Genomic DNA, 20517 nt, shown 5'->3' on the forward strand with positions numbered 1-20517 from the left:
CAGTCTGGCATCCCGGGGACCGTCCGGTCAGCCCGCCGACGGTGCCGCGATCCGCACCCCGTGCCCGGCGGCGTGCGCGGCGACCGCGTCCGGCGCGGGCGGGCCGGAGCGCCCGAGCTCGCTCATCCCGCGCAGGAACGGCACCTGCGTCGCACCCGTCACCAGCACGACCAGCCGGGCGTCGGTGTCGGCCCGGTAGCGGTGCAGCACCCCGGCCGGGACGTGCGCGACGTCCCCGGCGCGCAGCCGGTGGGTGACGCCGTCGAGGTCGACGTCGAGCTCGCCGGCGGCCAGGTAGAACACCTTGTCCGCGGACAGCGTGTGCGGCGGCGACGCCGCACCCGGGCCCAGCGTCAGCTCGAGTGCCTCCCAGGCGTCGCCGGTGTCGACGCCGGTGGCGAGCGGGACGGCGCGGGTGTGCGGCATGCCGAACGCGTCGGCGTCGTCAGTCGTGATGATCCTGGCTTCCATGGCGGCCTCCTGTGGGGTGTGCTGCTGGGACGACGGTAGGGAGCGGCGGGTGCCGGTCCCATCCCTGCTTCCAGGGGGGGTGGCCCCGTGGCCGACCACGCCGAGCTGCGTCGCCGTGCCGCCGCGGCGCTCGCCCGCCGGGTCCCGGCCGACCTCGCGGTGTGGGCGGTGCTGGACCCGGCGACGCTGCTGTGGTCGGACTGCGTGCTGGTGGGCGCCGAGCGCGACGTGGCGTTCGAGAACGCGGTGTTCGACAACGAGTACCGCGTCGACGACGTGCTGAAGCTGACCGACGTCGCCGCGACCGGCCGGGCCGGGGCGCTGAGCGCCGTCACCGGCGGGGACCCGGCGGCCAGCGCCCGCTACCGCGACGTCCTCGCCCCGCGCGGGTTCACCGACGAGCTGCGGGTGCCGCTGCACGACGGCCGCACCACCTGGGGCGCGGCGGTGCTGCTGCGGGCGGGCGGCACGTTCGCCGCCGCCGACGTCGCCGCGGCCTCGGCGGTGGCCCGCCCGCTCGGCGAGGCCCTGCGCGACGCGCTGGTGCGGACGGGGCGCGACCTGGTCGGCGGTGCCCCGGCCGGGACGATCCTCACCGACGCCGACGGCCGGGTGCTCGACCTGTCCGAGGACGCCCGTGCCCTGCTCGGCGGCGACGCCGTCCCGCAGGTGGTGCAGGCGGTCGCGGCGCGCCGGGCCGCGGGCCTGCCGGCCGAGGGCACGGTCCCGCTGACCGACGGCCGGTGGCTGTCGTTCCGGGCGTCGCCGCTGGGCGGGGCGCTCGCCGTCGTCGTGGAGGAGGTGCGCCCGCACCAGGTCGCCGACCTCGTGGTGCGCAGCAAGGGCCTCACCCCACGTGAACGGCAGGTGCTCGCCGCGCTCGCCCGGGGCGCGTCGAACCGGCGGATCGCCCGCGAGTGCGGGATGAGCGAGTACACGGTGCTCGACCACGTCAAGCGGCTGTTCGCGAAGTTCGGGGTGTCCGGGCGCGGCGAGCTGACCGCGGCGCTGTTCTTCGACCACTACGCCGACGCCCACTCGGGGCGCTGACCGCCGGATACGGCAGGGTGGTGGAGGAGCAGGAACCGGACGAGGGGGACGTCGTGACCTGGAGCACCCGTGAGGTCGCCGAGCTGGCGGGGACCAGCCTGCGGGCGGTGCGGCACTACCACGACATCGGGCTGCTGGCCGAGCCCGATCGGCGCGCGAACGGCTACAAGCAGTACGGGGTGGCGCACCTGGTGCGGCTGCTGCGGATCAAGCGGCTCGTCGACCTCGGGTTCTCGCTGGCCCAGATCTCCGAGATGAACGAGGCCGACGCCCACCCGGAGGAGGCCGCCCGCGCGCTGGACGCCGAGCTGGCCGCCACCATCGACCGGCTGCAGCAGGCCCGCGCCGAGCTCGCGCTGATCCTGGACGGCGCCGCACCGACCGACCTGCCCACCGAGTTCGCCGCGGCCGCGGACCAGCCGATGTCCGACGCCGACCGGTCGCTCACCCTCGTCCTGCCGCGGGTGCTGGGCTCGGAGCGGCTGCAGGCCGTCGCGGACATGCTGGCCGACGCCCGCCCGGACCCGACGCAGGACCGGTTCGACACGCTCCCGGCGGACGCCGACGAGGCCACCCGCCAGGAGCTCGCCGACCGGATGGTGCCGTACCTGCGTGCGCTCTACGAGACCCATCCCGGCCTGGTCGCGCCGAACACCGACGCACCCGTCGGGGAGCAGCGGGCGGAGCAGACCCTGGGCCGGGCGATGCGGGAGCTGTACAACCGCGCCCAGCTCGACGTGCTCGTGCGCGCCGGGAAGGCACTCGCCGCGGAGCGCGACGCGGACTGACCCACCCGCCTCAGCCGCCGGGGTGCAGCTCCCGCGCCGCCCGCTCGGCCAGCAGGAACTTCCGTGCGCGCCCCGACGGGGTCAGCGGGACGTCGTCGACGGCGATCTCCGCGACGTGCCGGGGCACCTTGAACCGGGCCAGGTGCTCCGCGCACCAGGCGACGAGCACCCCGGCGTCGACGGTGTGCCCGGCGCGCGGCACGACCCACGCCCATCCGGCCTCGCCGCTGCGGGCGTCGGGCACCGGCACGACGAACGCCTGGTGCACGCTCGGGTGCCGGGCCAGGACGGCCTCGACGTCGCCGGGCACGACCTGTTCGCCGCCGCAGCGGTAGCTGTCCTTGGTCCGCCCGACCAGGTGCAGGTAGCCGTCGGCGTCGAACGTGCCCAGGTCCCCGGTGCGCAGCCAGCCGCCGGGCAGGAACGCGGCCGCGTCGGCCTCGGGGTTGCGGTAGTAGCCGGGGGTGACGCCCGGGCCGCGGCACACCAGCTCCCCGGCCGCGCCGGCCGGCAGCTCGGCGAGCGTCGCGGTGTCGAGCACCCGGTACTCGACGAGGCGTCCGCCCCGTGCCGGGTCACCGGCCACGCCCGCGGTCTTGACGCAGCCGTTGGTCGTCGCGCGGCGCTCCGCCGGGTCCTCCGGCCAGGTGCAGGTGGTCGACGCCGTCGTCTCGCTCATGCCGTAGCCGGTGACGACCTCGCCGGGGGCGAGCACCTCGTCGATCTCGGCCCAGATCCCGTGCGGGGACACCCCGCCCGAGGAGTACAGGTGGGTGAGCGACGACAGGTCGTACCCGCGCTCGCGCTGCACCCGGACCAGCTCGGCGGTCATCGTCGGGATCAGCAGCGCGTCGTGGGCGCGGTGGGCCTCGATCGCGGCGAGCAGCGCGGCCGGGTCGAAGGTGCGCCGGGTGATCACCGCGCCGCCGACGAACCCGACGGTGAGCAGGCCCTCGACGTAGCCGTAGACGTGGAACAACGGCAGCGAGAACACCACGCGGTGCCCGTCGGCGTAGGCCCGGCCCCAGGTGGAGCCGTAGGCGGTGCGCAGCAGCATGTCGTGGGTGAGCTGGACGCCCTTGGGCTCGCCGGTGGTGCCGGAGGTGAACAGGATGTCGGCGACGTCGCCGGGCTCCCCCGCCGTCGCCGTGACCGGGTCGGCGGCGGCGAGGTCGGCCACGGTGGTGACGCCGGGCCGCGGCGGGGCCGCGCCCCCGGGGTGCACGACGACGTGGCGCAGGTCCGGCAGCGCCTCCCCGCCCGCGCCGCCGGGCCGCTCCGCCCAGCCGGGGGCCAGCGCGTCGAGCGCGGCGAGGTGGTCGACGTCGCGGAACCGGTCGACCGTGACCAGCACGCGGGCACCGGAGCGGCGCAGCACGAAGCCGAGCTCGGCGGTCCGGTTGGCCGTGTTGGCCGGCACGGTGACCGCGCCGAGCCGGGCGATCGCGTAGCGCAGGGCGGGGAACTCGGCGTCGTTGGGCAGGACGACCGCGACCCGGTCGCCGCGGCCGACGCCGAGCCGGGCGAGGCCCCCGGCCAGCCGGTCCGCCCACGCCCGCAGCTCGCGGTAGGTCCACGTCCCGGCCTCGGTGACCACGAACGGCCGGTCCGCGAACTCCGCGCAGGCCGCGTCGAGCGCCCCGGCCAGCGTGCGGGGCACCCACCGCGGGTGCCGGGCCCCGATCGCGGCCCGCCGCTGCGCCGGGGGCAGCGGGTGCGCGGTCACGACGCCCTCACGTCCCGTCCCTTCCCGGACAGGAGGAAGCCGTCGTAGCCGTCGGCGACGACGGACTCCAGGATCCGCCGGTAGCCGCGCACCCCGCCGACGTAGGGGGTGAAGACGCGTGGCTTGCCCGGCACGTTCGTGCCCATGTAGTAGGAGTCGGCCCGCGGGTAGAGCGTCGCCTCGGCGCGGGCGTTGACCTGCTCGACCCAGCGGGCCTCGGCACCGGGGTCGGCCTCGACGACGGTCGCGCCGCGGTCCCTCGCGTGGTCGAGCAGGTCCGCGAGCCAGTCCACGTGCGCCTCGATGGACAGCAGAACGTTCGACAGCAGCGACGGGCTGCCCGGCCCGGCGATCACGAACAGGTTCGGGAACCCGGCGACGCCGACGCCCAGGTAGGTCCGCGGCCCGGCGTCCCAGTGCTCGCGCAGGGTCTCCCCGCCCCGGCCGGCGATCTCCGGGCGCAGCAGGGCCCCGGTCATCGCGTCGAAGCCGGTGGCGAACACGAGGACGTCGAGCCCGACCTCGCCGGCGGTGGTGCGCACCCCGGTGGGGGTGATCCGCTCGATCGGGGTCTCGCGCAGGTCGACGAGGTCGACGTCGTCGCGGTTGAAGGTCTCGAAGTAACCCGAGTCCACCGGCGGCCGCTTCGCGCCGAACGGGTGGCCGCGCGGCATCAGCTTCTCCGCGGTCGCCGGGTCGTCGACCTTCTCGGCGATCTTGGCGCGGACGAAGTCGGCGGCGGTGTCGTTGGCCTCCTGGTCGAGCATCAGGTCGTAGTAGGCCAGCAGGAAGCCGAACCCGGCGGTGCGCCACTGCTCCTCGTAGAGCGCGCGACGCTCGTCGTCGGACACCTCCAGCGCGGACTGCTTGTTCGGGACGAACCCGAGCCCGCTCGGGGAGCGGCGCGCCCGCTCGCGACGGTCGGCGTAGCCGGCCTTGACCTCGGCGTCGCGGGCGTCGTCGATCGGCCCGTTGTTCGCCGGGACCGAGAAGTTCGGGGTGCGCTGGAAGACCGTCAGGTGCGCCGCCTCCCGGGCGACGACCGGGATCAGCTGGGTGCCCGAGGAGCCGGTGCCGATCACCCCGACCCGCTTCCCGGACAGGTCCGCGCCCTCGTGCGGCCAGTCCGCGGTGTGCAGGGTGGTGCCCGCGAAGTCGTCGGCGCCGGGGATCCCGGGGGCGGCGCGGACCGACAGCTGCCCGGTCGCCATCACCAGGTACCGGGCGTCCCAGGTGCCGCGATCGGTGTCGACCCGCCAGCGCCCGGTGGTCTCGTCGAACTCGGCGCGCTCCATCCGGGTGGACAGGTGCACGTCGCGCCGCAGGTCGAACCGCTGCGCGACGTGCTCGACGTAGCGCAGGATCTCCGGCTGGGTGGCGTAGCGCTCGCTCCAGCGCCACTCCTGCTCCAGCTCGGGTGAGAACGACAGCGAGTAGTCGTAGCTCTCCACGTCGCAGCGGGCGCCCGGGTACCGGTTGACGTACCAGACCCCGCCGATGTCGTCGTTGGCCTCGACCACGGCCACGTCGTAGCCGCGCTCGCGCAGCGTGTGCAGGCTGCGGAGCCCCGCGAAGCCCGCCCCGACGACGAGCGCGTCGACCACGCGTCCGGTCATTCCGACCTCCCTCGGACGGTCACGACACCGTTGCCGCGACCGGCCCGGCCGAGGGTAGGCAGCACCGGCGCCGTCCGTCAACGGATGTGTTGACGATTCCGCAGCGCGCTCCTAGCGTGGGCCACGACGGCCGAGGACAAAGGAGTCGAGGCGTGGAGTTCGAGCACCTGATCTACGAGAAGGAGGGTCGGATCGCGACCCTCACGCTCAACCGCCCGCACCGCGGCAACGCGCTGTGCCGGGCGCTGCGCGACGAGATCGACCTGGCCCTCGACGACCTCGACTCCGACGACGACACCCGGGTGCTCGTCGTGAAGTCCAACGGCAAGAACTTCTGCACCGGCTACGACCTGACCGAGTGGGCCTACCTCTGGGGCACCGCCGAGACCCCGAGCCGGCCCGAGGACGCCCGCCCGCACCGCCGGGCGCCGATCTTCTCCCGTCGCGAGTTCCACGAGTCCCGCGAGCGCTGGATGCGGCTGTGGCGGATCCGCCAGGCCACGATCGGTGTCGTGAAGGGCGCCTGCGTCGCCGGGGGGCTCGACCTCGCCGGGGTTCTCGACATCGTCTTCACCGCCGAGGACGCCCGGTTCGGCCAGCCCGAGGCCCGCACCATGGGCGAGATCCACATGTTCGGCATGTGGCCGGTGCACCTGGGGATGCGCAGGACCAAGGAGTGGCTGTTCACCGGCGACGAGATGACCGGGGTCGAGGCCGCCGAGCTGGGCCTGGCCAACCGCGCCGTGCCCGCCGACGAGGTCGAGGCCGTCGCCTACGCCTACGCCGAACGCGTCGCGAACGTGCCGCTGGAGATGATCTACGCGCACAAGGAGTCGACGAACCGCTGGTGGGACGCCATGGGCATCACCGCCGCGATCGCCGCCGCCAACGACGCCGACGCGATGGCCATCGCCGGGCCCGCGATGGCCGACTTCGAGCGGATCCAGCGGGCGAGCGGCGTGCGGGCCGCGGTCGAGGACCGGGACGCGCCGTTCCGCGAGCACCGCACCTACTGGGAGGCCTACCAGGCCGGGAAGCAGCGATGACCGCGGCGCCGGAGCTGCACCCGCTGGGGTCGCTGATGCGCCGCTTCGCCGTCGACTGGCTCGACCGGGCCGACCCCGCGGTGCCCGCCGAGATCATGGCGCCGGACTACACGATCGTCATCGGCGCGTACACGATGCGCGGCCGCGAGGACTACGTCGAGGCCACCTCCGGGCAGCTCGCCCGCTTCCCCGGTCTGACGATCACGGTGCACGACGCGCTCTACACCCCGGACGGCCGGGTCGCGCTGCGGTTCACCGAGCACGGCGCCTCGGCCCGCGGCGGCGCGGCGGCCTGGCGCGGGATCGGGCTGTTCACCGCCCGCGACGGCGTTCTCGTGCACAACGCCTGCGAGGAGGACTACCTCGGCCGACGACGCCAGCTCCACGGCGGCGCGCCCGACCCGGTCGACCCGCCGATGGTGGCGCCGTGGACCGAACCGGTCGCCGGGCCCGACCCCGGCGCCGAGGAGGCGGTGCGCAGCTGGCTCGCCGCGGGCCGGGTGACCGGGCCGCTGCCCGGCGTCGTCGCCGACGACGGCCGGGGCGCCGACCCCGTGCTCGACGACGTGACCTGCGAGGTCACCGCGCTGTTCGCGGCCGGGCGGCGGGTCGCCTTCCACGCGGTGGCGCGCGGCCGCTACGCCGGCGGTCTGCCCGACGCCCCCGGTGCGACCGGCACCCCGGTGGCCCTCGGGATCGCGGGCCTGGTCGAGCCCGGCGCCGACGGCACGGTCACCGGGCACGTCGTGCGCGACCGGCTCGGTCTGCACCGCACCCTGGAGCGGGCCCGGTGAACGCCCCCGCCCCGGAGGCCGCCGCACTGCTCGCCCGGCTCGACGACCTCGGGATGCGCCCCTACACCGAGATCGGCGTGTTCGGGGCGCGGCACGCGGTCGAGGCGTCGCGCTGGATGCAGGGCGCGAAGCCCGGCGGCGTCAGCACCCGCGAGGTCCTCGCCGACGGCGGGGACGGCCCGCTGCCGGTCCGGGTCTACCACCCCGAACCGGGCACCGAGCTGCCGCTCACCGTCTGGCTGCACGGCGGCGGCTGGGTCACCGGGAGCGTCGCGCTGGCCGACCGGCCGTGCCGGGCGATCGCCGCGGCGTCGCGCACGGTCGTCGCCTCGGTGGAGTACCGGCGGGCCCCCGAGACGCCCTTCCCCGGCCCGCTCGACGACGCCGTCGCCGCGACCCGGTGGCTCGCCACCCACGCCCACACCCTGGGGGCCGACGGCTCGCGGGTCGCCGTCGGTGGCGACAGCGCGGGCGCGACGCTGGCCACGGCGGCCGCCCGCCGGCTGCGCGGGGCCCGGTGGCTGCGCCGGCAGGTGCTGGTCTACCCGCCGCTGACCCCGCCCGACCCGGACGCGCACCCGTCGTGGAAGGAGTTCGGCGCGGGGCACCTGCTGACCCGCGAGGACATGACCTGGTTCTGGCACCACTACCTGGGCGGCGACCCCCACGCCGCCACCCCGCCGCCCGACGCCGCCCCGCTGACCGCACCCGGGCACGCCGGGGTGGCGCCGGTGTCGATCGCGGTCGCCGGCTGCGACCCGCTGCGCGACGAGGGCGTCGCCTACGCCGTCCGGCTGGGTGAGACCCGCGTGCCGGTGTCGCTGCGCGAGTGGCCCGACATGATCCACGGCTTCCTCGGCATGGGCGGCGAGCTCGCCGCCACCGCCGAGCTCGTCGCCTGGATCGCCGACGAGCTGTCCCGGGAGGAGACATGAGCAGTCCGGACTCGGGCACGGCGGCCGTGGTCGGCGGCGGCACGATGGGCGCCGGCATCGCCTACGTGCTCGCCGCCGCCGGGACCGCGACGACGGTCGTCGAGCCCGACGCGGGCCGCGCCGACCGGCTGGTCGGGGAGCTGACCGCACGGGCTCGCACCGGCGTGGAACGCGGCCGGGTCGACCCGGGCGTCGCCGAGGCGCTGCCCGGGCTGCTGCGGGTCGTCGGCGCGGTGTCCGAGCTGCCCACCGGCCTGGACCTGGTCGTGGAGTCGGTGCCGGAGGACCCGGAGCTGAAGGCGCGGGTGCTCGCCGCCGCCGAGGCCCGCTCCCCCCGGCTGCTGGCCACCAACACCAGCTCGGTCGGGATCGGGTCGCTGGCCGCCGGGCTCGCGGCGCCGGACCGGTTCCTGGGCATGCACTTCTTCAACCCGGTCTGGTCGATCGCGCTGGTCGAGGTGGTGCGGGGCCCGGCGACCTCCGACGACGCCGTGGCCGCCGCCCGCGACCACGCGACCCGGATCGGGAAGGAGTCGATCGTCGTCGCCGACGTGCCGGGCTTCGCGACCTCCCGGCTGGACAACATCGCGGCGTTCGAGGCGATGCGGATGCTGGAGGAGGGCGTCGCGAGCGCCGAGGACATCGACCGGGCCGCCGTGCTCGCCTACGGCCACCCGATCGGCCCGCTGCGGCTGTCCGACGTCGTCGGGCTGGACGTGCGGCTCGACATCGCCCGCCACCTCGAGAGCGTGTACGGCGAGCGCTACGCCGCCCCGGCGATCCTGCGACGGCTGGTCGGCGAGGGCCGGCTGGGTCGCAAGACCGGCCGCGGGTTCTTCCACTGGACGTGACGGTCGGAGTACCGTCAACACCTACGTTGACCTAGGAGGCAGTGTGGCCGCCGACGGACGGATGCAGGACGACCTGCTCATCGACACCGACGAGCGCCGCGCGTTGCGCGAGGCCGTCGCGAAGCTCGTGGGCGCCTACGGGCGCAGCTACTTCCAGGAGGTGACACGCTCCGGCGGCCGCCCGGACGACCTGTGGGCCGACCTCGGCCGGGCCGGGTACCTGGGCGTGCACCTGCCGGAGGAACACGGCGGCGGGGGCGGCGGGCTGACCGACCTCGCGATCGTCATCGAGGAGACCGCAGCGCAGGGCTGCCCGCTGTTCATGCTGGTCATCTCCCCCGCGATCGCCGGGTCGCTGCTCGTGGCACACGCCTCGGACGAGCAGAAGCGCACCTGGCTGCCGGGCGTCGCCGACGGCACGAAGCGGATCGCGTTCGCCATCACCGAGCCCGACGCGGGCACCAACACCCACAACATCACCACCACGGCCCACCCCGACGGCGACGGCTGGCGGATCCGCGGGCAGAAGTACTGGACCTCCGGCATCGACGACGCCGACGCCGTGATCGTCGTGTGCAGCGGCGCCGAGGCGGGGCCCGACGGACGGCACCCGATCTCGATGTTCCTGGTGCCCACCGACGCCCCGGGCCTGTCGTTCACGAGGATCGACGCCGCGCTGCAGATCCCGGAGAACCAGTTCACCACCTTCTTCGACGACGTCCGCGTGACCCGCGACGACCTGATCGGCGTCGAGGGCGCGGGGCTGCGCCAGGTGTTCGCGGGCCTCAACCCCGAGCGCGTCACCGCCGCGGCGCAGGCCAACGGCATCGCCCGCTACGCGCTGCGCCGCGCCGCGCGCTACGCCGCCGAGCGGACCGTGTGGTCGACGCCGATCGGGGCGCACCAGGGCGTCGCGCACCCCCTGGCGGCCTGCTTCGTCGACGTCCAGCTCGCCCGGCTGATGACCATGCACGCCGCGGAGCTGACCGACGCCGGCGCCGACGCGGGCAGCGCCTCGACCGTCGCCAAGTACGCGGCGGGCGAGGCCGCGGCGAAGGCCGTCGACCAGGCGATCCAGACCCACGGCGGCAACGGTCTGTCCAACGAGTACGGGCTGGCCGACCTGTGGTTCACCGCGCGGATGTTCCGCACCGCGCCGGTGAGCCGGGAGATGGTGCTCAACCACGTCGCCCAGTACAACCTGGGCCTCCCGAAGAGCTACTGACCATGGACGCCACGCTCTCGGACCTGCTCGACCGGGTCACCGCGCTGGGGGCCGACCGCCCCGCCGTCTCCCTCGACGACCGCACCGTCACCTTCGGCGAGCTCGACGCCCGGGCCAACCGGGTGGCGCACGCGCTCGCCGCGGCCGGGCTGCGGCCCGGGGACCGGCTCGCGGTCCTGCTGCGCAACACCCCGGAGTACGTCGAGGTGCTGTTCGGCTCCGCCCGGGCCGGGGTCGTGCTCGTCGCGCTGAACTGGCGCCTCGCCGCGCCGGAGATCGCGGCCGTGCTCGGCGACGCCCGCCCGGCGCTGGTCCTCACCGGCCGGGGCGAGGCGCACCTGCTCCCGGCGGGCACCGACCCGCTGCTGCTGGAGGACGGCTACGAGGCGTGGCTCGCCGGGCACCCGGCCACGCCGCCGGACGTCCCGGTCGGGCCCGACGACGTCGTCCTGCAGCTCTACAGCTCCGGCACCACCGGCCTGCCCAAGGGCGTGCTGATCACCCACGCCAACCTCGCGTACACCCCGCGGATGGGCCGGGAGTTCTACGGCATGGGCCCGGACACGGTGAACCTCGTGCCCTCGCCGCTGTTCCACATCGGCGGGATCGGCTACGGGCTCACCGCGCTCGGGCAGGGCGGGCACACCGTGCTCCTGTCCGCGCTGACCCCGGAGCACCTGCTCGCCGAGCTGGAGCGCCGGCGGGTCACGCACGCCTTCGCCGTCCCCGCGGTGGTCGCGGCGCTGCTCACCGCGCCCGGCATCGCCGAGGCGGACCTGTCGGCGCTGGACCGGATCGCCTACGGCGGCGCCCCGATGACCGAGGCGCTGCTGCGCCGCGCGATCGACGTGCTGGGCTGCGGGTTCATGGCCGTCTACGGGATGACCGAGACGTCCGGGACGGTGGTGACCCTCACCCCCGACGAGCACGACCCCGGCGGGCCGCGGGCACACCTGCTGCGCTCGGTCGGGCGGCCGCTGCCGTGGCTGGAGGTCGCGCTGACCGACCCGGTGACCGGCGCGCCCGTCGCCGACGGCGAGGTCGGGGAGATCCGGGTCCGCTCCGGGCAGAACACCCCCGGCTACTGGAACCGCCCGCAGGAGACCGCGGCCGCGCTCGACGACGGCTGGCTGCGCACCGGCGACGCCGCCTGGCGCGACGCCGACGGCTACCTCCACCTGCACGACCGGATCAAGGACATGATCATCACCGGCGGGGAGAACGTGTACCCCGCCGAGGTCGAGAACGCGCTCGCCGCGCACCCGTCGGTCGGCGACGTGGCCGTGATCGGAGTGCCCTCGCCGCGCTGGGGCGAGACGGTCGCGGCCGTCGTCGTCCCGGCCGAGGGCGCCGTCGTCGACGCCGAGGCACTGCTCGCCGACGTCCGCACCCGGCTGGCCCGCTACAAGTGCCCCACCTCGGTCACTATCGTGGACAGCCTGCCGCGCAACGCGTCCGGGAAGGTGCTCAAACGCGAGCTGCGGGCAGCACACCGGGTCTGACGTGGGGGGATCTGTGACCAGCGGGATCGGCAGGCGGCGCAGCGCGGCACGCGACGAGGGCGGCGCCGCCTACCTGGCCCGGCGCGAGGAGATCATCCGCGCCGCCGGGACGGTGTTCCGCGAGCGCGGCTTCCGCGGCACCCGGATCACCGACATCGCCGAGGCCGTCGGGATGGACCGGGCGTCGATCTACTACTACGCCGGCAACAAGGACGAGCTGTTCCAGACCGCCGTCGGCGACGCCGTGGAGCGCAACTGCCTGCGCGCCGAGGAGATCCTCGCCGGGCCGGGCACACCCGCGGAGAAGCTGCGGACGCTGGTCACCGAGCTGATGGTGTCCTACGCCGAGTACTACCCGTACCTCTACCTCTACATCCAGGAGGACCTCGCGGCGTTCGCGGAGCGCTCGCAGTGGACGCGGACGATGGCCCGCTACAACAAGCGCTACGAGAACGTCGTCGTCGCGATCGTCGAGGACGGCATGGCCGACGGCTCGTTCCGCCGCACCGGGGAGCCCTGGGTGATCGCCTACGGCGTCATCGGGATGGTGGCGTGGTCGAACCGCTGGTTCGACCCGTCGACCTCGCCGGTCGCGGCCGAGGAGATCGGGCGCGCCTACGCCGACACCGTCGTCGCCGGGCTGGTCGCCCCACGCGGGTGACGCTCCCCCGTCGCACCGGCCGGGCCCCGGGTCATCGACGGCCCCCGGGCCGGGACCACCGCCACCCCGCGGCCGCCGACCGCTCTGCCCACAGCTGCGCGTAGAGCCCGCCGCCGGCCAGCAGCTCCTCGTGGGTTCCGCACTCGACGACGCGGCCGGCATCGACGTAGGCGATCCGTTCGGCCCCGGCGATCGTGCCCAGCCGGTGCGCGACGACGACCACCGTCCGGTCCCGCACCAGCTCCTCGACCGCGCGGTGCACCGCCGCCTCGTTCTCGCCGTCCAGGGCCGAGGAGATCTCGTCCAGCAGGAGGACGGGGGCGTCGGCCAGGAACGCCCGGGCCAGTGAGACCCGTTGCCGTTCCCCGCCGGACAGCAGCGACCCGCCCTCCCCGACACGGGTGTGCCATCCGTCGGGGAGCCGGTCGACGACCTCGTCGAGGCGGGCCCGGGCGGCGGCCTCGGCGACCCGGGTGTCGTCGGCGCCGGGGTCGGCCAGGCGCACGTTGTCGGCGATCGTGCCGTCGAACAGGTGGACGTGCTGGAACACCAGCGACGTACGGTCCATGACGGCGGCGGTGCCGAGCTCGCGCAGGTCCGTGCCGCCGCGGCGGACCGCCCCGGTGACGGGGTCGAAGAACCGGGCGAGCATCCGGGTCACCGTCGTCTTGCCCGATCCGGACGGCCCGACGAGCGCGGTCATGCCGCGTCCGGGCGCGGCGAGGTCCAGCCCGCGCAGGACCGGGTCGCCGCCGGCGTAGGCGAAGGTGACCGCGTCGAGGGCGAGGTCGTCGCCGCGGGGCGGGGCGGGGGTCGCCGGCTCCGGCAGCGGCGGGGTGTCGACGATCCCCCGGATCCCGGCCAGCGAGACCCGGGCCAGCGCGATGCCCTCACCGTACCCGGCGAGCAGGGACACCGGTTCGCGGAACCGGGCGGCCAGCACCAGCAGTGCCAGCACGTCGGCAGAGGCGGCGCCGTGCGTCGCGACCAGCACCGACACCGCCAGCACGAGCAGGAACCCCAGCTCGACGACGATCATGTACCCGGTCATCGGCCGCCCGGTGCGCCCCAGCTGCCGCAGCACCGCGGCCCGGTTGTCGCGCATCGCGCCGTCCAGGCGGGCCCACCGCCGCTCCGTCACCCCGGCCGCCCGCAGGACCGGCTGGGCCCGGGCGAACTCGGTGACCCGGGCGACCAGCTCGGCCTCGGTCCCGGCGACGGCGCCGTACTCCGCGTGCGCCACGCGCTGCACCCGGCGGTAGGCGAACCACCCGACGGGCACCAGCGCCACCATCGCCAGTGCCACGCGCGGGTCCACGAACGCCGTCACGACCACGACCACGAGCGGGGTCACCGTCACGGCGACCAGGTTGCGCACGATCAGGCCGGGGACCGACATGAGGATCGACGTGGCCTCGGTGACGAGCCGGGTGAGGCGTCCGCGGTTCGCCGCGTCGAACCAGCCCAGGGGCAGCGTCACCGCGGCCTCGCCGAGGCGGCGCATGCTGCCGCAGGCCGTCGTCGCGACCCCGACCCGGTAGGCGCGGTTCTCCACCACCCACAGCAGGACGCCGGCGGCCGCCGCGGCCACGGCGGCCGCCCCGAGCGGCACGGCGGCGTCGGCCGGGCGGCCGCCGAGCAGCGCGCGCAGCACCGGGACGAGCAGCGCGATCGAGATCCCCTCGCACGCGGCGGCCGCCGCGTACCCGGCGATCTGGCCGCGGACGCCGTGCCCACGGCCGAGCACGGCGTCGAGATCGGCGAGCATCGCGCGGATCACGGCCGGCCCCCGCCGGGGACCGGGTCGGTGTCCTGCTGGGCGGCCCACATCCGGGCGTAGCGGCCGTCCCGGGCGAGCAGCTCGGTGTGCGTGCCCCGCTCGGCGATCCGCCCGGCGTCGAGGACGACGATCGTGTCGGCGTCCTGCACCGAGTACAGCCGGTGGGCGATCACCAGCAGCGTGCTGCCGTCGCCGACGAGCTCACCGAGCGCCCGCTGCACCTGTGCCTCGCTGTGCGGGTCGGCGTGCGCGGTCGCCTCGTCGAGGACGACGACGGGCGGCTCGGCGAGCAGCGCCCGCGCGATGGTCAGGCGCTGGCGCTCACCGCCGGACAGGTCGGCGCCGGGGCCGCCGAGCTCGGTGTCGTAGCCGTCGGGCAGGGCCGCGACGACGTCGTGGATCCGGGCGCGCCGGGCGGCCCGCTCGACGGCCGCGTCGTCGGCGTCGGGGCGGCCCAGCCGGATGTTCTCCCGCACCGTGTCCCGCAGCAGCACGACGTCCTGGAACACCGTGCCGACCGTCGCGAGCAGCCGGGTGGTGCTCTGCTCCCGCACGTCCACCCCGCCGACCCGCACCGCTCCGCCGTCGACGTCATGGAAGCGGGCCAGCAGCCGCGCCAGCGTCGTCTTCCCCGACCCGGACGGTCCGACGAGCGCGGTGACCGTGCCCGGTTCCAGGATGAGCGAGACCCCGTGCAGCACGGCGCGGCCGGGCTCGTAGCCGAACACGACCCGGTCGAGCTCGACGCGGTGCCCGGACGGCTCGCGGGGCCGTGCAGCCTCGGGCAGCACCGGCTCGTCGAGCAGGGCGGCGAGGTGGGTCGCGCCGAGCTGGCCGCCGCGGTGCAGGTTCGCCATCCCGCCGATCTGCGCGAACCCGGACGGCAGGCCCACCCCGACGACGAGGAAGGCGACGACGGTGACCAGGTCGGTGGCGCCGGCGGCGAGCAGCAGGGCGCCCGCTGTGGCGAGCACGACGACCATGGTGGCGGGCGCGGTGAGGATCGCGACCGCGGTGGCCGGGCGGCCGAGCCCGGCCATCCAGCGCAGGCAGACCCGCTCCACCTCGTCGACGGCGCCGCGGAACCGGCCCGCCGCCCGGACGCCGGTGCCGAAGGTCTTCACCACCTCCATCCCGTCGCCGAGCTCCACGGTGGCGGCGCGCAGCTCGGCCTGGGCGCGGTTCCAGTCGTCCATGTTGTCCCGGTAGCCCGTGCGCATCGGGCGGGCGACCAGCGCCGCGGCGAGCAGCAGCCAGCCCGTGATGACCAGCCCGAACCGCCAGTCCACGACGAGGAGCCAGACCAGCGCGACCGGGGGCCCGAGCAACGCGGGCACCACATCGACGGGCAGGTGGGCCACGAGGTTGTGCAGGCGGGAGACGTCGTCGCCCATGGCCTGGCCGACCCGCCCGGTGCCGCCGCGGGGGAACCAGCCGAGCGGGACCCGCCCCAGGTGCGCGGCGACCCGGGAGCGGATCACGTAGCGCAGCTGCGCGTCGGCGCGGTGGCTGACGGCGAGGGCCGCGGAGTAGCAGGCGAACCGGGCGACCGACCCGGCGACGCCGATCGCCGCCCATGTCCAGGCGCCGGCCGCGGGACCGCCGTCGAGCAGCACCCGCCCGATCCCGACGACGGCGACGTAGGGCACCAGCCCGCACGGCACCGACACCACGGCCAGCGCGACGGCGACGGCGAGCCGGCCGCGGACCGGCGCGAGCAGGCGTCCCAGGGCCGGGCGGTCGACCAGGGCGCTCACGCGATGTCCCGCTCGAAGTCGGTGAACCGGGTGGGCCCGTCGGCCGCGGTGCCGACCCCGCGAGGGTCCCCGCCCAGCAGCGCGGCGAGGTCGGTCGCGGTCCACCAGATGCTGAACGGGTCGGTGGCGAACCACGCCTCCCCCAGGACGACGCCGGTACGCCCGGACCGGACCGCGGGCAGGCGCCGGACCGTGTCGAGGCCGGTGACGGCCGCCGCGTCGTACACCCCGCCGCCGAACACGACCACGAGGTCCGCGTCGACCGCGCCGACCAGCTCCGGGGACAGCACCGCGTAGGGCGCACCCGGCGGGGTCGTCCCGCCCGGCGGCACCGGGGTCGGGCGCAGCCCGGCCGCGGCCGCGACCAGTCCGGACGGCGACGCCGGTGTGCTCGTCGCGAGCGTGCCGGAGTAGGACAGCAGGGTGGTCACCGTCGGCGCCCGGCCGCCCGCGGACGCGCGGACGTCGGCGACGCGGGCCTCGATGGCGGCACGGACCCGGGCGGCCCGGTCCGACCGTTCGAACACGGTGCCGAGTTCGGTCAGGGTGTCCTGCCAGGGCCGGGTGGTCGAGGGCAGCGGCACCGTGGGGGCCACCGGGGCGAACCGGTCGAAGGTGGTGCGAACCCCGACCGAGGTGAAGACGACCAGGTCCGGACGCAGCGCGAGGACGGTCTCGGTGGGGGGCGGGTCACCGACCGGCACCCGGACGACCCGCACCCGCTGCGCGGCCAGCACCGCCCCGGCGACCTCGGACCCCCAGGTCGTGTAGACCGCGGCCGGGCGGATCCCGACTGCGAGCACGCTCATCGCGGCGGCCTCGTCGAGCGCGACGACGCGGGCGGGTGCGGAGGGGACCTCGGTCCGCCCGAACTCGTGGTCGACGGACCGGGTCGTCCCGGTGGCCGGGCCGGGTGCGGGGCCGCACCCGGCGACGAGCAGGGCGACCGCGAGGACGAGGGCGGCGAGGATCGGCATGGCGTGCTCCACGAGAACGAACAACGTTCGGAATGGCGAAGCTAGCCTTATCGGCGACGATGGTCAATCATGGCGGAGGTGCGAGGCAGCGACATCCACCGGCGCAGCCGCAAGCCGACCAACAACACCGGGATGACCCGCGACCGGGTCGTCGTGGCGGCGGAGATCCTGAGCCGCGAGCACGGCCTGTCCGGCTGGCCGCTGCGCACCCTGCTCGCCGAGCTGGACACCTCGGCGTCGGTGATCTACCGGCTGGTGGGCGACCGGGAGGCCCTGGTCGCGGCCGTGGTGGAGCGGGTCCTGGACGGCGTCGAGCCCGCCCCGCCCGGGGTGTCCTGGCAGCAGTGGCTGCGCACCACGATGACCGGGTTCCGGACCGCGGCCCTGGGCTGCCCGGGCACCGCGCGCTGGCTGCTGCTCAAGGGCGGCACGACCCCGCCGGTGATCGAGGTGATGCTCACCGGTACCGGTGTGCTGGAGGGGGCGGGCTTCGGCGCGGAGTCGCCCCGGGCGCTGACCTACGCAGTGACCGCGACGATGAACCTCGTCGCGATCGGCGACGAGCGCCGGGCGGCGGAACGCTCCGAGGGGCCGGTGGACCACGCGTGGATCGCCGGGGAGCTGCAGCGCCGCGGCGGCACCGCGCTGTCGGGTCTCGCCGACCTCAGCCGGTCCTTCGTGGACGACCGGGGGGCCGACGACACGTTCGGCTACGTCCTCGACCGGGTCGTCGAGGGGCTGGAGGTCCGGCTGGCAGCGCTGCGGGCGGGCGCGCCGCGCTGAGACCCGGGTTCAGGGGTGGCCGACGCACGCCCGCCCGACCGGCCGCGCGGGCCGGCGCGACCGGCCGGGTCCGGCCGGAACGGGCAGCGGTGCCGGGCGCGCGGCGAGCACGACGTCCGGCAGCACCGCCCCCGGCGCGAGAGCCACGTGCTCCCCGTACGGCGCCGGCCCCGCGGCCACCGGGGTGACGACGAGCAGGTGGGTCCCGCCCGGTGCCCGCACGGCGAATCCGCCGTCGTCGCCGGTGGTGACGCGGTCCAGCTGGCGGCCGGCGGCGTCGACCACGGTGACGGTCGCCGCCGCAGGGGCGCCGTCGGGCCCGCGGACCCGGCCGACCGCGGGCACCGGACCGGCGGCCGCGGTGATGTCGGCGGTGTCGGGCGTGCCGGCCTCCAGCAGCGCGGGCAGCTCGGCGGCCAGCACCCCGGCCTCGCGGGCGAGCGCGGCGCCGCGCCCGGTCCCGCCGGCCGGGCCGATCAGCAGGTCGAGCACGGCCGCGCAGCTGCCCGCGGGCACCGGCCGCCCGGCGACGGCGTCCGCGGTGAGCTGCGCGAGGCGCGCACAGCCCGCGGTCAGCGCCGGGGTCCCGGACACCCCCTCGGCGGAGCGGGCCAGGCGCCGCGCGTGCTCGGCGACGGCGGTGCAGGCGGTCAGCCCGTGCGCGACGTCGCGGTGGGTGGAGCCCAGCCAGGTCCGGGTCAGCGGCCGTCCCAGCAGCAGTGTCTGGTGCAGCGCGGCGTCGAGTGCGCGCGCCCCGGCACGCAGGTCCTCGCACGGGCCGGGACGGCGCAGCGCACGGTCGACCGTCCCCAGCAGCTCGGCCAGCGCGTCGAGCAGCCCGCGGCGGGCCTCCTCGGCGGCGGACCGGGTGCGGGTGGGCAGCACGAGCACCGACACCGCGCAGCCGATGAGACCGCCGACCACGGTCTCCTCCAGGCGCAGCACCATCAGGTCCACCGTGAAGGTGCCGAGCAGCGCGTAGAGCTCGCCGAGCATCAGCGTGATGAAGAAGATCATCAACGCGTAGGAGAGCCGGAACAGGTAGAGCGCGCCGAAGATGCTGAGCAGGATAACCGGCAGCACCACGGCGACGTCGGGTCCCAGCACCGGCACCAGCGCGATCGCACCGACCAGGCCGATCATGGTGCCGACGATGCGGTGCGCGGCCTTGCGCACCGTCTCGGCGACGGTCGCGGTGCCGGTGAAGGCGATGAACGCGGCCAGCACCGCCCAGTAGTAGCGCTGCTCGGACAGCGCGTCGCCCACCGCGATCGCGACCGCGGTGGCCACCGCGACCTGCACGGCCTGGCGGGTGGTCAGCGACAGCCGCGAGGCGGGACGGCCGGGGTCCGGCGGGCGGTGCAGCCGGGTCACCGTGCCCGCCGAGCCGGGCAGGTTTCCCCCGAACAGCTGGACGGCGGGGGCGAACGCGGCCGCCTCCCCGACGGTCGGGGCGGCGGTGTCCTCCGGCACCGTGCCGGTGGTGCCCGCCCGCACCGTGGAGAGGGCGGCGGTCCAGTCGGCGCGGGCGTCGGCGAGCACCGTCGCGTCGACGGCGAGCCGGCGCGGCCCCGGGGCCGCCACCCGGTCGGCGACCCGTCCGGCCCGCTCGCGCACCGCGTCCCAGCGGCCGCCGTGCAGCGCGGTGAGGACCGTGCGGGCGTCGTCGCAGTCCAGGGCGCCGGGGCCGACCCGGGTCAGTGCGGTCACGGCCAGCTCGGCGTCGAACACCGCCCGGCGGACGATCCGGGCGGCGTCGTCGTCGGCGACGGCGGCCGGGGTCCCCAGCTGCCCGTCGATGACCAGCGCGGCCTCGTTCACCCGGACCAGCAGGCTCGCCAGCCGGGCCTCGGCGCGCTCCCGCTCGGCGGTGCCGGGGGCGTGCCCGTCGAGGGCCAGCACGGTCCCGGCGAGACCGGCGAGCCGCGCCTCGAACGAGCGCAGCATCCGGCGGAGCACCCGGTCGTTGCGGATCGGGAGCAGCACCAGCGTCAGCAGCATCACCCAGACGATCGCGACCGCGACGACGAACGCCACCCCGGGCAGCATCTCCGGGCGCAGGTTCAGGAACAGGGCGAAGAAGTAGCCCATGAACCCGCCCATGCCGCAGACGAAGAACCGCAGCCCGAAGCGCCGCACCCAGACCGCGACGAACACCACCACGACGAACGCGGTCAGCGACGCGAGCCGGTTCCGGTCGACGAGCAGTGCCACGCCCATCCCGGCGAGCATCGACAGGGCCAGGAAGCACAGCGTGACCGCCTGCCCGGCGCGGGTGGCGTCGAAGATCCCGAACGAGGCCAGCATCGCCACCACCGCCCCGAGCATCATCGGCACCAGCGGCGGGGTGCCCGTCGTCGTCGCGACGAGGTACTCCACGCCCAGCGTGGTGGCGATCGCCAGCACGGCGCGGACCGCCGAGACGAGCCGGACGAGGCCGGGGTCGGAGGCGACGAACCGGTCACGGGCCCGGAGGAGGCGGTCGGACGCGGTCGGCACAGTCCGTTGCATATGCTAACGATATACCGGATCGTGATCTTCGCGCATCCCGGGCC

The 20517-nt window shown here is 75.8% G+C and carries 17 protein-coding genes; 10 read left to right on the top strand and 7 right to left on the bottom strand.

Annotated features, from left to right (window positions below):
* Positions 1 to 27 precede the first annotated feature (27 nt).
* Positions 28 to 471 carry a cupin domain-containing protein gene (locus tag DMP17_RS37745; protein ID WP_062396457.1) on the bottom strand — a complete coding sequence of 148 codons (444 nt, stop codon included), beginning with the start codon at positions 469 to 471 and terminating at the stop codon, positions 28 to 30.
* Positions 472 to 558: 87 nt separating this feature from the next.
* Between DMP17_RS37745 and DMP17_RS37750 the strand changes: the two genes are divergently transcribed.
* Positions 559 to 1521: a helix-turn-helix transcriptional regulator gene (locus DMP17_RS37750; protein WP_062396460.1), complete on the top strand. Its 963-nt coding sequence runs from the start codon at positions 559 to 561 to the stop codon at positions 1519 to 1521.
* Positions 1522 to 1574: 53 nt separating this feature from the next.
* Positions 1575 to 2309 carry a helix-turn-helix domain-containing protein gene (locus DMP17_RS37755; protein ID WP_062403472.1) on the top strand — a complete coding sequence of 245 codons (735 nt, stop codon included), beginning with the start codon at positions 1575 to 1577 and terminating at the stop codon, positions 2307 to 2309.
* Between the two features lie 10 nt (positions 2310 to 2319).
* On the opposite strand, the gene DMP17_RS37760 is transcribed toward DMP17_RS37755, so the two are convergent.
* Both DMP17_RS37760 and DMP17_RS37765 read right to left on the bottom strand, forming a co-directional pair.
* Positions 2320 to 4035 (bottom strand): class I adenylate-forming enzyme family protein, encoded by a 1716-nt coding sequence (locus DMP17_RS37760; protein WP_337832016.1) that lies wholly within the window; start codon positions 4033 to 4035, stop codon positions 2320 to 2322.
* Positions 4032 to 5651 carry a flavin-containing monooxygenase gene (locus DMP17_RS37765; protein ID WP_226366410.1) on the bottom strand — a complete coding sequence of 540 codons (1620 nt, stop codon included), beginning with the start codon at positions 5649 to 5651 and terminating at the stop codon, positions 4032 to 4034. The genes DMP17_RS37760 and DMP17_RS37765 overlap by 4 nt, the downstream gene beginning before the upstream one ends.
* Before the next feature lie 152 nt (positions 5652 to 5803).
* On the opposite strand from DMP17_RS37765, the gene DMP17_RS37770 reads away from it, so the two are divergent.
* From DMP17_RS37770 to DMP17_RS37800, 7 genes are all read left to right on the top strand, one after another.
* The gene (locus DMP17_RS37770; RefSeq protein ID WP_226350563.1) at positions 5804 to 6697 is read left to right on the top strand and encodes an enoyl-CoA hydratase-related protein; all 894 of its coding nucleotides are present in this window, start codon (positions 5804 to 5806) and stop codon (positions 6695 to 6697) included.
* Positions 6694 to 7491, top strand: a complete 798-nt coding sequence (locus tag DMP17_RS37775; RefSeq protein WP_226350562.1) for a nuclear transport factor 2 family protein — start codon at positions 6694 to 6696, stop codon at positions 7489 to 7491. The genes DMP17_RS37770 and DMP17_RS37775 overlap by 4 nt, the downstream gene beginning before the upstream one ends.
* A complete protein-coding gene (locus tag DMP17_RS37780; RefSeq protein WP_062396469.1) occupies positions 7488 to 8426 on the top strand; it encodes an alpha/beta hydrolase in 939 nt (312 codons plus the stop codon). Before DMP17_RS37775 ends, DMP17_RS37780 begins: the two co-directional genes overlap by 4 nt.
* A complete protein-coding gene (locus DMP17_RS37785) occupies positions 8423 to 9277 on the top strand; it encodes a 3-hydroxyacyl-CoA dehydrogenase family protein (RefSeq protein WP_062396471.1) in 855 nt (284 codons plus the stop codon). Before DMP17_RS37780 ends, DMP17_RS37785 begins: the two co-directional genes overlap by 4 nt.
* Before the next feature lie 61 nt (positions 9278 to 9338).
* Entirely contained in the window at positions 9339 to 10502 is a 1164-nt protein-coding gene (locus tag DMP17_RS37790; protein ID WP_337832790.1) for an acyl-CoA dehydrogenase family protein, read from the top strand.
* A 2-nt stretch (positions 10503 to 10504) separates the two neighbouring features.
* Positions 10505 to 12004, top strand: coding sequence for an AMP-binding protein (locus DMP17_RS37795; RefSeq protein ID WP_062396473.1), 1500 nt, complete (start codon positions 10505 to 10507; stop codon positions 12002 to 12004).
* A gap of 13 nt (positions 12005 to 12017) precedes the next feature.
* Complete coding sequence (locus tag DMP17_RS37800; protein ID WP_337832017.1) at positions 12018 to 12665, top strand: TetR/AcrR family transcriptional regulator; 648 nt, start codon at positions 12018 to 12020, stop codon at positions 12663 to 12665.
* A gap of 31 nt (positions 12666 to 12696) precedes the next feature.
* Here the strand turns inward: DMP17_RS37800 and DMP17_RS37805 are convergent, their stop codons facing one another.
* Genes DMP17_RS37805 through DMP17_RS37815 form a run of 3 tightly spaced genes read right to left on the bottom strand, consistent with a single transcriptional unit; the run spans position 12697 to position 17179 of the window.
* A complete protein-coding gene (locus tag DMP17_RS37805; protein WP_337832018.1) occupies positions 12697 to 14445 on the bottom strand; it encodes an ABC transporter ATP-binding protein in 1749 nt (582 codons plus the stop codon).
* Positions 14442 to 16202 carry an ABC transporter ATP-binding protein gene (locus DMP17_RS37810; protein ID WP_337832019.1) on the bottom strand — a complete coding sequence of 587 codons (1761 nt, stop codon included), beginning with the start codon at positions 16200 to 16202 and terminating at the stop codon, positions 14442 to 14444. The genes DMP17_RS37805 and DMP17_RS37810 overlap by 4 nt, the downstream gene beginning before the upstream one ends.
* Positions 16199 to 17179: an ABC transporter substrate-binding protein gene (locus DMP17_RS37815; protein WP_337832020.1), complete on the bottom strand. Its 981-nt coding sequence runs from the start codon at positions 17177 to 17179 to the stop codon at positions 16199 to 16201. Before DMP17_RS37815 ends, DMP17_RS37810 begins: the two co-directional genes overlap by 4 nt.
* Positions 17180 to 17248: 69 nt before the next feature.
* On the opposite strand from DMP17_RS37815, the gene DMP17_RS37820 reads away from it, so the two are divergent.
* Positions 17249 to 17962, top strand: coding sequence for a hypothetical protein (locus tag DMP17_RS37820; RefSeq protein WP_337832021.1), 714 nt, complete (start codon positions 17249 to 17251; stop codon positions 17960 to 17962).
* A 9-nt stretch (positions 17963 to 17971) separates the two neighbouring features.
* On the opposite strand, the gene DMP17_RS37825 is transcribed toward DMP17_RS37820, so the two are convergent.
* Positions 17972 to 20473, bottom strand: coding sequence for an FUSC family protein (locus DMP17_RS37825; RefSeq protein ID WP_337832022.1), 2502 nt, complete (start codon positions 20471 to 20473; stop codon positions 17972 to 17974).
* Between the last annotated feature and the right edge of the window lie 44 nt (positions 20474 to 20517).

It is taken from the genome of Pseudonocardia sp. TMWB2A (assembly GCF_017312135.1).